We start from the raw sequence: 13,159 nt of genomic DNA, 5'->3' as shown, positions 1-13,159 counted from the left end.
CGGTATGTCAGTCACTTAGATGTTGAATGATAAGCCGCCATCGCGAGCAGGCTCGCTCCTACAGGGGGGGTTGGGTGTTCAGGCTGGCCAATGCCGGGCGAATACCGGCGTCAGCGCCGGGTAGCGGTCGATGCGTTCCAGCCAGGCGAAAAAACCGGGCCTGGCATTACGCAAATGCTCCCGACTACCCGCCCATCGCGAGATCACCGCCGCCAGCACATCCAGCGCCCCTGGCTTCTCGCTGCCCAGGTACAACTCGCCCGAGAACTGATCGGCAAACACCTCCCAACTCCAGTGCAGGCGCCGGCGGGCGCCCTCCATGAGGTTGTGCCTGGACGACTCATCCGCCTCGGCCAGCCAGCGTTCGGGGTAATCGATGATGCCGATGGCCGCATAGCAATTGCTGACGATGTACGCCATGCCGCGAATGGCCTGGGCCCGCTCGGCCGGGTCTGACGGCAACAACCCCGACGCGGGAAAGGTCAGCCCGAGGTGAATCAGGATCGCCGCGCTCTCGGTCAGGACGCCGCCATCGGGTAGCTGCAGGGTCGGAATCTGTTTGAGCGGGTTGAGTTTCTCCAGCGCCTGGGCCGCCTCTGCAGACGCCTCGACATCGATGAAGCGATAAGGAACATCACAGAGTTCAAGGGCGGCTTCGATGGCCGCCGCACCGGAGTTCTGATAACCGTAGAGCTGGTACATAAACGTCTCCTTTCACACCGCGATCTCTGCAGTGCCTCATCATCCGTCCCGGCAGAGGAACGCGCCAGCTATCCAGTGTAGAAGCCGCCAACCGACACATCGCGGCCATCCGACGATCGCATCATCACGCTCACAATAGGTATGACGCAGCCCCTATCATTGCCGTCGATACTCACCATCACCTCAATGAAGTTCTCTTAAAAAATCCCCGGCGTAACATCTGCTCCATACCCACCCACAAGCACCCCGGAGCACTCCATCATGAAACGCCAGACCCTCCTCAGCATCGCTTTCTCGGTTTTCGCAGTTAACGCTTTCGCCGCTACCTCTGCTCAACCTGTGGTCGCTGAAGGCGGCTCGGATCGTCTGATTGAAAGCCGTGTGGCCGAGGGTGGTTCCGATCGCCTGATCGAGAATCGTGTGGCTGAAGGTGGCTCCGACAAACTGCTGCAAAATCGCGTTGCCGAAGGCGGTTCCGACAAACTCCTGGAAAACCGCGTTGCCGAAGGCGGCTCCGACAAGCTCCTGCAAAACCGTGTTGCCGAAGGCGGTTCCGACAAACTCCTGGAAAACCGCGTCGCCGAAGGCGGTTCCGACAAACTCCTGGAAAACCGCGTCGCTGAAGGCGGTTCGGATCGTCTGATCGAAAGCCGCGCTGTCTGAATGCAGTGCTTTACCGCAGGACTCGACGAAAACCCGGCCTCACCCGCCGGGTTTTTTATGCTTTTTTTGCACCGCAATTACTTCCCTGCCCGCGCCATGCAGCGCTGGTAACGTTCATCGACCCGTTTGGCGAACCACGCGGTGGTGAGTTTGCGGGTGATTTTCGGGCTTTGCAGCACGATCCCGGGCAACACCTCACGGGGTAACGGCCGGCCCTCGGCCCGTTCGGCCAGCTCGAAAACCCGCCGATAGAGTTTGCTGTCTTCGAACGCCAGGGTTTTCCCCTCTTCCAATTGCTCGCGGATCGTCGGATTGCGCAGGTCCAGTTGCTTGCCGAGGGTGCGCACGGCCAGTTCCGTGGTGCCGGGCATGATCGAACCGTAGTTCACCAGATCGCCATCCAGCGCCAACGGGATACCGGACGCCCGGCTCACTGCGTTCTGAAACGCGGCGTTACGGCTGGCGTACCAACCCGCGTTGAAGTCCGCAAAACGGTACAGCGGCTGCGGGTAGCTCACCGGGTACCCAAGCAGATGCGCGATGCCGAAATACATGCCGCCGCGCCGGGTGAACACTTCATGGCGAATCGAACCCTTCACCGGATACGGATAGCCCTTGGCCTGCTGCTCGGCAAAATCGATGCCGACCTGCATCGGCCCGCCGGTATGCACCGGGTTGAAGCCGCCGAACAGTTTTTTTCCCATCGGCACCATGTCGATGAAGTCGTCGAAAATCGCGCTCAGTTCCTTTTCACTGCGCGCGGCGTTCAGGCGGTCGCTGTAGCTTTTGCCGTTGGGCGAATCGAGCATTAACGCACCGTTCACCAGCAGGCCGGGAATGTGTGCCCTGGCGGCGCGGCGGTCGATCTCGTCGCGGGCGATCTTGCCCAGGCCCGGTACGCCCGGATCGACCTGAAAGGTTGACTCCTGTTCGGTCACGGCCAGCACCGAGCACAGGTTTTGCGTGGTCGGCGAGATGTCTTGCGCGGTAAACGCCACCTGGATATCCGTGGCCCAACCCTGGGGATCGGCAGCTTTCGCCGGCAGCAAACGCACAATCTCTGCCTTCACTTGGGCCGGGGTGCGCGTCGTCGACTCCTGGGTCCGCTGACTGCCGCAACCGGTCAAAACCAGCAACACGGCGACGCTTGTGATCAATCTGATTTGCATGTCGTTCCATCTGATCCGTTGGTCCGGGCCAACCATACGACCAATGGCAGGTCAGCGGCTACGGCCATGGCAGTCCGATGGTTGCCGCCCTCCCCGACTGGACCATACTTGTTCCACATAGCGAGGAGGACAGGTTCATGCACCGCAGCGACGTGTTGATCGTCGGCGCCGGCCCGACCGGGCTGGTCCTGGCGTTGTGGCTGAGCAAACTGGGCGTGCGCGTGCGGATCGTCGACAAAACCTCCGCCCCCGGCACAACCTCCCGGGCGCTGGCCGTCCAGGCACGGACGCTGGAGTTGTATCGCCAGCTCGGACTGGACGACGCCGTGGTGCAAAACGGCCATCAAGTAAAGGCCGGCAACTTCTGGGTCAAGGGTGAGCCCGTGGCGCACCTGCCCCTGTCTCAGATCGGTGAGGGCCTGACGCCCTACTCGTTTCTCGAAATCTTCCCGCAGGACGAACACGAACGGCTGCTGATCGAGCGCCTGGAAGCCTTCGGTATCACGGTGGAACGCAACACCGAACTGACAGGTTTCGAGCAAACCGCAGACGGCATTACGGCCACGCTGCACCTGCCTGACGGTCAACAGGAAATCTGCCAGGCCTGTTACCTGGCCGGGTGCGACGGTGCCCGGTCGATTGTGCGCAAGACCCTCGACACCGGGTTTCCCGGCGGGACTTACCAACAGATTTTCTACGTCGCCGACGTGCAGGGCAGCGGCCCGACATTCAACGGCGAATTGCATGTGGATCTCGATGAGGCGGACTTCCTCGCCGTGTTCCCACTGGGAAGCGGTGGTCGCGCGCGCTTGATCGGCACGGTGCGCGACGAACGCGCCGAACACGCCGAGACCCTGCGCTTCGAGGACGTCAGCAGCCGGGCCATCGAGCACATGAAGGTGAAAATCGAGCAACTGAACTGGTTTTCGACCTACCGCGTGCATCACCGGGTGGCGGATCACTTCCGCGACGGCCGGGCGTTTTTGCTGGGCGATGCTGCCCACGTCCATAGTCCTGCGGGCGGCCAGGGCATGAACACCGGGATCGGCGACGCCATCAACCTGGCCTGGAAACTCGCGGCCGTGTTGAGCGGCGGTGCCGAGGCCAGACTGCTCGACACCTATGAAACCGAGCGCATCGCCTTCGCCCGCAAACTGGTGGCCACCACCGACCGGGTCTTCACCTTCGTCACCGCCGACGGGCCGATTGCCGATTTGCTGCGTACGCGCCTGGCCCCGTTCTTGTTACCGAAAATGACCTCGTTCGAAACCTCCCGTCAGTTCCTGTTTCGCACGGTGTCGCAGATCACCCTGAATTATCGGGGCATGCCATTGAGCACGGGCGTTGCCGGGCACGTGCATGGCGGCGATCGCCTGCCCTGGGCCCATGACGGTGAGGGGGATAACTTTGAGTCGCTGAAATGCCTGACCTGGCAAGTGCATGTCTATGGCGACACCAGCGACGAGATGATCGCCTGGTGCCACGAGCACCACCTACCGCTGCATGTGTTCGACTGGCGGCCGGCGTTCGAAGCGGCAAACCTGGGGCGCAACGGCTTTTATCTGCTGCGGCCCGATACCTACGTGGCGATTGCCGAGACATGTGCGGACCCGAAAGTGATCGAACGGTACTTCCGTGACCACGGGATCCGGCCGTTTTTTGGCACTCCCTGAGAACACAACATCACCTTGTGGGAGCGAGCCTGCTCGCGAAAGCGGAGTGCCAGACGACATGGATGTTGAATGTGCCGGCCTCTTCGCGAGCAGGCTCGCTCCCACAGGTTTTGCGGTGGATCAGCTCGCGACCGGGCTCGGAATCTGCAACCCGCGCATCACCGCTGGCCGTGCCAGGAACCGCTCCAGCACCCGCGTGACATTAGGGAAATTCTGAATGCCCACCAGATCGCCGGCCTCGTAGAAGCCGATCAGGTTGCGCACCCACGGGAAGGTGGCGATGTCGGCGATGGTGTAGCGCTCGCCCATGATCCAGTCGCGCCCTTCAAGCCGGCCGTCGAGCACCTTGAGCAGGCGTCTGCTCTCCTCGACGTAGCGGTCACGGGGGCGCTTGTCTTCGTAGTCCTTGCCGGCGAATTTGTTGAAAAACCCGAGCTGGCCAAACATCGGCCCAATGCCGCCCATCTGGAACATCAGCCACTGGATCGTTTCGTAGCGCGCAGCCGATTCCTGGGCCAGCAATTGCCCGCTCTTGTCGGCCAGGTAGATCAGGATCGCCCCCGACTCGAACAGCGCCAACGGCCGGTCGTCCGGACCGTGGGGGTCGAGGATCGCCGGGATCTTGTTGTTGGGGTTCAACGACAGGAATTCCGGGGACATCTGGTCATTGGTGTCGAAGCCTACCCGGTGCGGTTCATAAGGCAGGCCGATCTCTTCGAGCATGATCGAGACCTTAACGCCGTTGGGGGTCGGCAAGGAGTACAGCTGAATCCACTCCGGGTATTGGGCAGGCCATTTGCGGGTGATGGGGAATGCGGACAAATCGGTCATGGGCTGGATCCACGAAGACATTGAGAGTGACGATCATAATGTAGATATCCACTCAGCGATCCCTTGAAGCCATCAATCTCGCTGATAGAGGAGATCAAAAGAGATCACGACCGGTTTCAACACCATCCGGTGTACCTTAGCCAAAAATTCGAAACATCCTGTCGATATCCTTCGCTGCAACCCGTTGAAGGTTACCGGTACATTGCTGCGCTTTTGGCCGGAATCGAACCAAACGGGTTCAGGGGACTCAGAGCACCACTCCTTTGAAAACGGACCGGTTTCAACGACATGGAAAGCACCAGGCAAATCGTGGTGTAAAGGTTTGTCAGCCTTAACCGAATAGTGCTGAAGATCCCTTTATTCATGAACCTGTTCAATTTTGCCCAACGCTTTAAACATCGCGTTTACCTTTTGTTGCCCGCCTTGTTGGTAGTCAGCGCGTTGTTCCTGTCGCTGGAGTCTGGCCCTAGCCGCGCCCAACCGATGGATGGCACCCAGACGCTGGTCTTCCTGCGCCACGGGGAAAAACCCGCCGGCGGCCTGGGCCAGCTCAATTGCCAGGGCCTGAACCGCGCCATCGGCCTGGCGACGCTGCTGCCGGAAAAGTTCGGCAACGCCAACTATGTGTTTGCGGCCAACCCGACCCGTAACGTCGAGGAAGGCGAGTTCGACAATTCCTACAGTTACATCCGCCCCCTGATGACCATCAGCCCCGCCGCCATCAAGCTGGGCCTGCCGGTGAACATCAATTTTTCCGCCAACGACACCGATGACCTGGCCGAAGAACTGCTCCAGGGCAAGTATCACAACTCGGTCATCTACACCGCCTGGTCCCACGGCTACCTGCCGGAGCTGATCAACACGGTGGCCGGCGAAGCCACCGGCCGGGATGCGAAGATCATCGACGACTGGGAGTCCAGTGATTACGACTCGCTGTATGTGCTGACCCTGACCTGGCACGACGGCAAGGCCAGTTTGCAGAGCCATGTGTACAAGCAAGGGCTGGATAATGGCTCTCAGACTTGCCCGACCTGAGGTTGTGTGTCGATTGATCGGACCTCATCGCGAGCAGGCTCGCTCCTACACTGGATCTGCGTCGAACACAAAACCTGTGTTTGATGAAGATCGACTGTAGGAGCGAGCCTGCTCGCGAAGGGGCCAGCAAAAACAACTTCAACCCTTCTGATTTACTCGCTCGCGCAAATACTCAAGCACCGCCCCCCGCTCCCCGGAAAACTCGATCCGTGCGTCTTTCTTCTCGCGCTGGAACGCATACATCGGATCGTAATACTCGCGCAGCAACCCTTCGATCCAGTCCCGGTGCAGATCCACCGCGCCACTGCGGGCCTGCTCCGCCAATGCCTCTTCCATCAAAGCCAGCAGGCGCCGATGACGTTCGCCGCCCAGGCGTTTCTGCACATTGTTCAGGCTCGCCAGCAACCGCTCGGAAAACAGCGCAAAGCCCTCCTCGCCATGCACGCCGATGAATTCGGCGCACAGATCCACCACGTAGTCGCGCAGGATCCGCTCGACCCGACCCTCAAAGCTGTCTTCCAGCCAGACCATCGGGAACTGCTGCATGCCCTGGTACAGCGGCAACGGCAGCGCACAACTGCCCACCGCACGGCTTTCGTCTTCCAATACGAACTGCTCGATGCCCCGGGCGCGTTTTTTCAGCACGTCCACGGCCAGGCGGTTTTCGAAGTCGATATTCGAGGGTTGGCCCGTGGCGCGCTTGCCGAAACTGGAGCCGCGATGGTTGGCATGACCTTCAAGGTCCACGCCGTTGTTCAGTTGCGTGAGCACCTCGGTCTTGCCGGTGCCGGTCATCCCGCCCAACAGGACGAAATCGCACTGGGCCACGGCTTGATCGAGGGTGTCCAGCAGGAAGGTGCGCATGGCCTTGTAGCCGCCGCCCACCCGTGGATAGTCGATGCCGGCCTCGTCCTTGAGCCATTGCTGGACAATCTGCGAGCGCAGGCCGCCGCGAAAGCAATACAGCAATCCATCCGGATGCGCCCGGGCAAAATCGGCCCAGGCCTGGATGCGTTCGGCCTTGACCGCGCCCGACACCAGTTGATGCCCCAGCACAATGGCCGCTTGCTGACCGTGCTGCTTGTAGCAGGTACCGACCCGCTGGCGTTCATGGTCATTCATCAACGGCAGGTTGATCACGCCGGGAAACGCGCCCTTGTCGAATTCGACCGGCGCGCGGGTGTCCATCATGGGCCGGTCGTTGAGGAAGATGCCGCGGTAATCGGTGTAATCGACAGACATCAAAACACCTCGACCGCGTTGCTCTGTCGCTCGACCAGTTCACCGATCGGTTCCAGGCTCAGGCCCAGCTCAGCGGCCACAGAAAGGAATTGCTCGCGGCCTTCGGGCGTCACGGCAATCAGCAGGCCGCCGCTGGTCTGCGGGTCGCAGAGCACGCGTTTGTGCAGTTCCTGAAGGCGTCCGAGTTTGCTGGCGTAGCTGTCGAAATTGCGCAGCGTCCCGCCCGGTATGCAGCCCTGTTCCAGGTAATATTCGACCCCCGGCAGGCGCGGTACGCGGTCATATTCAATGCGCGCCGTGAGCTGGCTGCCGTCGGCCATTTCCACCAGGTGCCCGAGCAGGCCGAAACCGGTGACGTCGGTCATCGCGGTCACGCCGTCGAGCTTGCCGAAGCGGCTGCCGGGTTTGTTCAGGGTGCACATCCAGTCCCGGGCCAGGCCGATGTCGGCGCTGCGCAATTTGCCCTTTTTCTCGGCGGTGGTGAGGATGCCGATGCCCAGGGGCTTGGTGAGGTAGAGCAGGCAACCGGCGGTGGCGGTGTCGTTGCGCTTCATGTGGCGCTTTTCCACCAGACCGGTGACGGCCAGGCCAAAGATCGGTTCTGGCGCGTCGATGGAGTGCCCGCCTGCCAGCGGGATGCCCGCCTCGTCACACACCGCACGGCCGCCGCGTATCACCTCCCGGGCAACTTCCGGGGCCAGCACGTTCACCGGCCAGCCCAGAATCGCAATCGCCATCAACGGATCGCCGCCCATCGCATAGATGTCGCTGATGGCATTGGTGGCAGCAATTCGGCCGAAATCGAAGGGATCGTCGACGATCGGCATGAAAAAGTCGGTGGTCGAGACCACGCCGCGTTCTTCGTCGATGGCATACACCGCCGCGTCGTCGCGCGAGGCGTTGCCGACCCAGAGTTTCGGGTCGAGGTTCTGCGCCCCGCTGCCGGCCAGGATCACTTCCAGCACCTGGGGGGAAATCTTGCAACCGCATCCAGCGCCATGGCTGTACTGGGTCAGGCGAATCGGTTCGCTCATGGGGGCACCTCATTGGGTCAATGGGGCCGATTCTAACAGAGCGAGGCCGGCGCAAGGCGTTGCGCGGCTGCGGACATTGTGGGAGCGGTTATGGCAGCAGAATCACCTTGTCACCGCTGCCTTGATTCACTTCGGCATAACGCTCCAGGCCTTCAGCCAAAGGCGACTCGAACAGGCCCTGGGGCAACGGCAACAGATCCTGATCGAAAAACTTGCCGAACTGCTCGAGCATCGCCGCACAGGCCTGTACCCCGTACAGCAACGAGTTGATCCCCACCACTGAGCCACCCTTGCGATACAACGCCAAGGCCGGCAACTGCACGTGACCGTCCACGGGCGCTGCGATGATCGCGATACGGCCGAACGCGGCCAGGGCGGGTACCGAGGCCGGCAACCAGAATCCGGTGGTGTCGAAAATCACGTCGGCGCCGCCAGCGAACACGGCGTTGACCTGAGCCCCGAGGTCTTCGGGTTTATCCAGTTGCAGGGTCTGATAGCCCTGATCCTGCAAGTCCTTGACCTGTTCCGGACGTCGCGCGGCCGCCAGCACCCGGGCACCACGCACCTTGGCCAGAGCCAGCGCGGCACTGCCGACCGCCCCGCCACCGATGACCAGCAATCGGCTTTCGGCCGTCACCAGGCTGCGCTCCAGCGCATCCCACGCCGTGGTGTACGGGACGCCGAGGCTGGCGGCCTGGGCGAAGCTCAGGTGCGTGGGTTTGAGCGCCACGCCATTGGCCGGCAACTTGACGAACTGCGCGTGGGAACCGTCGGCGAAAAAGCCCAGTTCCCGCCCTGTGCCCCAGACTTCCCGGCCGATCAGCGCCTGCGGGCCGGCCACGACCACCCCGGCAAAATCCCGACCGGGAATTCGCGGCAAGGTGGTGTAGGGAAAACGTCCCAGCACGTTCTTCACATCGCTGGGGTTGAGACCTGCGGCCTTGATCTCGACCAGCACTTCATCGGCGCCGGGCACGGGGGTCGGCACCTCGACGTAGCGCAGGGCCGAGAGATCACCGGTTTTGTCGAATTGCAGAGCTTTCATGGGCGTGTCCATTGAATAAAGGAAGGGTTCAGGAGACCCAGCCAGCCACCAGTTCTCGGCCCATCGGCCAGAGCTTTTCGCCGGCGAGCATGCCAAGCAGGCCTACCAACGCGATTGCCGGGGGTGCGGGGGAACGAAAATCCAGGGCGCCGTAGAGCAGACCGACGCCCAGACCGATGGCCAGTGACATGAGGAGGTTCATGACAGACTCCGGGGGCAATTGAGGTATGCGCTGAGTCTAGAGGGCGACACCTTTGAGCATCGGCCAAGTGCTTCTGAATTTCGGCCAAAGCACGGCGCCTGTGAACTCAGTCCTGGCGTTGCGCCGCAGGAAACTGCGAGGGGGCGACACCCAGCTCACGACGAAACATGTCACTGAAGCTGCTTGGCGAATAGCCCAGCTCCCGGGCAATCGCACTGACCGGTACGCCCTGGATCAACTCGGCCACCGCCGTCGCCAGTTGCACCTGACGCCGCCACTCGGCGAAGCCCATGCCCAGACCGTCCTTGAACAGCCGCGCCAGGGTGCGCACGCTGGCTCCGGCGTTATCTGCATGTTGTTCGAAAGGAATATCCAGTGATGGCGCAGCCATGACCGCCTGACACAAATTCATCAATCGCCGGTCGGAATCGTCCGGCAGCGGGATTTTCAGCAGCGAACGCCTGGCGCGCTTGAGTTCCAGCAGCGCCAGCCCCACCAGCGCGTCGTAATAGTCGGGCGGCCCGTCGTTGCCCTGCTCCACCAGGCCGACGATCAGCTCGCGCAGCAAACCGCCGACCTCAATGACTTGCACGCTGTCATCCAGGGTCGCCGCCAGGGATGGACGCAAGTAGATATTGCGCATTTGCAGGTCGGACACCACGCGAATCCCGTGGGGCACGCCGGGCGGCAACCACACCGCCCGCTGCGGCGGCACCACCAGCGCCTCGTGCGGCGTCTCGACCCACATTACCCCGCTCATCGCAAACAGCAACTGGCCCCAGACGTGCTCGTGAGGTTCGATGTACAACCCGCGCGGATAGGTGCGAGCCAGCGGTTGCACGGGCACATCGGTGTCACTCAGGTCAGGTGGTGCGGCGAGGGCCATGGTCTATGTTCATTGGGGGGCGGGAAGGCCCCATGGTAACGAGGCACCGAACTTGTCGCCAGCAACCGCCGCCGTCCGACAAACCGAATGAATTTTCCAGATGGCGCGCGATCCTTTTATGTACAACAGGGAGGAACCGGAGCTTTATGAACAATGCAAAATTATTCGTCATCGAGTACACCCTCCATGGCGCTCCGAAATCATTCATTATCCGCCTGGAAAAAATGGATAACGCAGAAGCCTGGCATTGGGCGAGCTGCGACGCAGGGGTGGGGCGAATCCCCCGTTTCGGACGCGAGAAAGTGCAAAAGACCAGCAAGCCGATGGCGGAAAAATTTGGCGTGGAAAACGTCAAGTGGCGGCCGACGAACTGATCACTGGCAACCATCAGGATCGGGCAGAAAGAAAATGAGCGCGACACCTGTCGGCAGCCCTGCGCGGCTGGACTACGGTCTGGACACGCTATCGGGGAGCATCAGCAAAAGCGCCGAGTGCCTGATCGGACTGGAAGTGGAGCCAGACCAGGCTCCACTTTTGTGTGTGCCGTGATTTTCAGTGGGCACACTTGCAGCCTTGGGAAGCGCACGCTTCGCCATGCTCGTGATGCTTGGCACAGGCTTCGCAGCAATAGTGCTTGCCGTGACGGGCAATCGGATGTTCACCGAGTTTGCAGGAACATTTCGGGCAATCGCAGATACTTTCGCGGTCAATCATGGGGCTGACTCCTCTTGTGTGGTCGCCAGTGCTCAGATGCACACAGTAAGTGTAGGAGCTGCCGCAGGCTGCGATCTTTTGTGGCGAGCAAGCTCGCTCGCCACAAATGTTTTAATCAGATCCGGAACTGCCCGACCAGACCGCCCAGGCGCTGACCGAGGTCGGCCAGGCTGCGCGAAGTCTGCGCGCCGAGCTGGGTTTCGTCGGCGACGCTGTCCACCGCCACGGCAATCTGATGCACGCTGCGATTGATCTCTTCGGCCACGGCGGTCTGTTCTTCGGCAGCACTGGCGATCTGCGCGTTCATCGAATTGATGGTCGCGATCAGTTGGGCCATGGTGTCCAGCGAAGCCCCCGCCTCGTTGGCCTGGGCCGAGGTGCCGTCGCCGGCCTCGCTGGAACGACGCATCGCCTCCACCGCCGACCGGGTACCGGCCTGCAAGCGGTCGATCATGCCCTGGATTTCCTGGGTGCTGGTTTGCGTGCGGCTGGCCAGCGCCCGCACTTCATCGGCCACCACCGCAAAGCCGCGCCCGGCCTCGCCGGCACGGGCGGCTTCGATGGCCGCGTTGAGCGCCAGCAGGTTGGTCTGCTCGGCAATCGAACGAATCACCCCGAGCACGCTGACGATCGACGACACGTCCTTTTGCAGGCTGTCCAGGGACACGCCGCTGCTGCGGATGTCGTCCACCAGCGCATGAATTTTCTCGATGCTGCCGGCCACCACACGCTTGGCCGCCTGGCCTTCTTCGTCGGTCTGCTGGGCAGCCACCGCGGCGTTCTGCGCGCTCTTGGCCACTTCCTGGGCCGCCGCCGACATTTCGTTGATGGCCGTGGCCACCTGATCGGTTTCGTGACGCTGGCGTTCCATGGCCTGGTCCGAACGGTTGGCCTGGTCGGACACCTGATTCACCAGTCCGGTCAGTTGCGAGGTCATTTCGGTGATCTGCCGCACCAGCCCGTGGATCTTGTCGACGAAACGGTTGAAGGAGCCGGCCAGTTCACCGAGTTCGTCCTGGCTGGTGATCGTCAAGCGGCGGGTCAGGTCGCCCTCACCTGCCGCGATGTCGTCGAGGTTGGCTTTCATCAGATGCAGCGGACGCAGAATGGTGTTGGCCAGCAACATCCCGGCAGCGGCGATCACCAGCAGCACCACGAGCGCCACGCCGACGATGCTCAGCACCATGCCTTGCATGCGCTCCTGGACCTTGGCCTCGACCACCGCCACTTGCGCTTCGATGCCGTCGAGATTGACCGAGGTACCGACCGCCATGTCCCACTTCGACAGGTATTCGGTGTAGCCGAGCTTGGGCACCAGCACCTGGGTGTTGCCGGGCAAGGGCGAGCTGTATTGCAGGTAGTGCGTACCGTCCCTGGCGACTTTCACCAGGTCGCGGTTGACGTAGACACCGTTCGGGTCGCGGTTGTCCTTGAAACTCTGGCCCACGCCTTCGGGGCTGTTGGCCTTGAACAGGCGCACGGTGTTGGAGTCGTAGCCGAAGAAGTAGCCATCCTTGCCATAGGTGATGCTCGACAGCAGCTTGATCACCTGGGCCCGCGCCGCCTCATCGCCGGGGGCGGCCGCGTCGTAGAGCGGTTTGATCGTGGTCATGGCCACGGCCACGTAGCTTTGCAAGGTCGCCTTGGCATCGCTGAGCAGGCGCTCGCGGGTCTGCTCCACTTCCTTGCGCGCCTGATCCTGCAGAATGAACAGCGTGGTCAGGCTGATGACCAGCGCAAACAGCAACACCGGGAGGACGGCAAGGGACAGGACTTTAGCCTTGAGGCTCATGCGCATGACGTTCACTCTTTTGATTTTGTTGGCGTGGTTGAAAGCTTTAACGGCACGTCAAATCAAAAGTTGAATTCAGTCATCAGGGACACTGAAGATCCCCTGTAGGAGCGAGCCTGCTCGCGAAGGTGTGTCAGCTACCTTGGTGTCGGCTGACACACCATCGCGAGC

15 protein-coding genes and 1 pseudogene are annotated in these 13,159 nt (G+C 61.7%); 5 read left to right on the top strand and 11 right to left on the bottom strand.

Translation table 11 applies throughout. From position 1 onward, the window contains the following. Positions 1-78: 78 nt before the first annotated feature. The gene (locus tag KGA83_RS25400; protein ID WP_115947556.1) at positions 79-702 is read right to left on the bottom strand and encodes a glutathione S-transferase family protein; all 624 of its coding nucleotides are present in this window, start codon (positions 700-702) and stop codon (positions 79-81) included. A gap of 261 nt (positions 703-963) precedes the next feature. On the opposite strand from KGA83_RS25400, the gene KGA83_RS25395 reads away from it, so the two are divergent. Next, entirely contained in the window at positions 964-1,365 is a 402-nt protein-coding gene (locus tag KGA83_RS25395) for a hypothetical protein (RefSeq protein WP_223531154.1), read from the top strand. Positions 1,366-1,442: 77 nt separating this feature from the next. Here KGA83_RS25395 and KGA83_RS25390 read toward each other — a convergent pair whose 3' ends face one another. Then, positions 1,443-2,534: a DUF1615 domain-containing protein gene (locus KGA83_RS25390; RefSeq protein ID WP_108219206.1), complete on the bottom strand. Its 1,092-nt coding sequence runs from the start codon at positions 2,532-2,534 to the stop codon at positions 1,443-1,445. Positions 2,535-2,671: 137 nt separating this feature from the next. Between KGA83_RS25390 and KGA83_RS25385 the strand changes: the two genes are divergently transcribed. Continuing rightward, positions 2,672-4,207, top strand: a complete 1,536-nt coding sequence (locus tag KGA83_RS25385) for an FAD-dependent oxidoreductase (protein WP_223531153.1) — start codon at positions 2,672-2,674, stop codon at positions 4,205-4,207. A 120-nt stretch (positions 4,208-4,327) separates the two neighbouring features. Here KGA83_RS25385 and KGA83_RS25380 read toward each other — a convergent pair whose 3' ends face one another. After that, positions 4,328-5,038: a glutathione S-transferase family protein gene (locus KGA83_RS25380; protein WP_108219204.1), complete on the bottom strand. Its 711-nt coding sequence runs from the start codon at positions 5,036-5,038 to the stop codon at positions 4,328-4,330. 363 nt (positions 5,039-5,401) lie between these two features. Here KGA83_RS25380 and KGA83_RS25375 point away from each other — a divergent pair, with 363 nt between their 5' ends. After that, positions 5,402-6,073 carry a histidine phosphatase family protein gene (locus KGA83_RS25375; protein ID WP_223531152.1) on the top strand — a complete coding sequence of 224 codons (672 nt, stop codon included), beginning with the start codon at positions 5,402-5,404 and terminating at the stop codon, positions 6,071-6,073. Between the two features lie 138 nt (positions 6,074-6,211). On the opposite strand, the gene mnmH is transcribed toward KGA83_RS25375, so the two are convergent. The 5 genes from mnmH to KGA83_RS25350 form a co-directional block, all read right to left on the bottom strand. Beyond that, entirely contained in the window at positions 6,212-7,315 is a 1,104-nt protein-coding gene (gene mnmH / locus KGA83_RS25370; RefSeq protein ID WP_223531151.1) for a tRNA 2-selenouridine(34) synthase MnmH, read from the bottom strand. After that, positions 7,315-8,349 (bottom strand): selenide, water dikinase SelD, encoded by a 1,035-nt coding sequence (gene selD / locus KGA83_RS25365; protein ID WP_115947551.1) that lies wholly within the window; start codon positions 8,347-8,349, stop codon positions 7,315-7,317. The genes mnmH and selD overlap by 1 nt, the downstream gene beginning before the upstream one ends. An 88-nt stretch (positions 8,350-8,437) precedes the next feature. Continuing rightward, on the bottom strand, positions 8,438-9,394 hold the full coding sequence (locus tag KGA83_RS25360) for a zinc-binding alcohol dehydrogenase family protein (RefSeq protein WP_115947550.1): 957 nt from the start codon (positions 9,392-9,394) through the stop codon (positions 8,438-8,440). A 28-nt stretch (positions 9,395-9,422) separates the two neighbouring features. Beyond that, on the bottom strand, positions 9,423-9,596 hold the full coding sequence (locus tag KGA83_RS25355; protein WP_108219199.1) for a DUF1427 family protein: 174 nt from the start codon (positions 9,594-9,596) through the stop codon (positions 9,423-9,425). A gap of 106 nt (positions 9,597-9,702) precedes the next feature. Then, complete coding sequence (locus KGA83_RS25350) at positions 9,703-10,482, bottom strand: AraC family transcriptional regulator (protein WP_115947549.1); 780 nt, start codon at positions 10,480-10,482, stop codon at positions 9,703-9,705. Between the two features lie 146 nt (positions 10,483-10,628). Here KGA83_RS25350 and KGA83_RS25345 point away from each other — a divergent pair, with 146 nt between their 5' ends. After that, positions 10,629-10,856 carry a DUF6555 family protein gene (locus tag KGA83_RS25345; protein WP_108219197.1) on the top strand — a complete coding sequence of 76 codons (228 nt, stop codon included), beginning with the start codon at positions 10,629-10,631 and terminating at the stop codon, positions 10,854-10,856. A 34-nt stretch (positions 10,857-10,890) separates the two neighbouring features. Next, entirely contained in the window at positions 10,891-11,031 is a 141-nt protein-coding gene (locus KGA83_RS25340; protein ID WP_223531155.1) for a hypothetical protein, read from the top strand. A 3-nt stretch (positions 11,032-11,034) separates the two neighbouring features. Here the strand turns inward: KGA83_RS25340 and KGA83_RS25335 are convergent, their stop codons facing one another. The 3 genes and pseudogenes from KGA83_RS25335 to KGA83_RS30195 form a co-directional block, all read right to left on the bottom strand. Next, the gene (locus KGA83_RS25335) at positions 11,035-11,196 is read right to left on the bottom strand and encodes a metallothionein (RefSeq protein ID WP_108219196.1); all 162 of its coding nucleotides are present in this window, start codon (positions 11,194-11,196) and stop codon (positions 11,035-11,037) included. A 115-nt stretch (positions 11,197-11,311) separates the two neighbouring features. Next, on the bottom strand, positions 11,312-12,067 hold the full coding sequence (locus tag KGA83_RS30200; protein ID WP_371920807.1) for a methyl-accepting chemotaxis protein: 756 nt from the start codon (positions 12,065-12,067) through the stop codon (positions 11,312-11,314). Between the two features lie 102 nt (positions 12,068-12,169). Further along, positions 12,170-12,988: pseudogene (locus KGA83_RS30195) on the bottom strand (cache domain-containing protein); the annotation flags it as partial. Positions 12,989-13,159: the final 171 nt, after the last annotated feature.

It is taken from the genome of Pseudomonas sp. GL-R-19 (assembly GCF_019956375.1).
In the GTDB taxonomy this organism is placed as follows: domain Bacteria; phylum Pseudomonadota; class Gammaproteobacteria; order Pseudomonadales; family Pseudomonadaceae; genus Aquipseudomonas.
The sequence above is the reverse complement of the archived record's forward strand: the minus strand, read 5'-3'. Positions and strand labels throughout refer to the sequence as shown.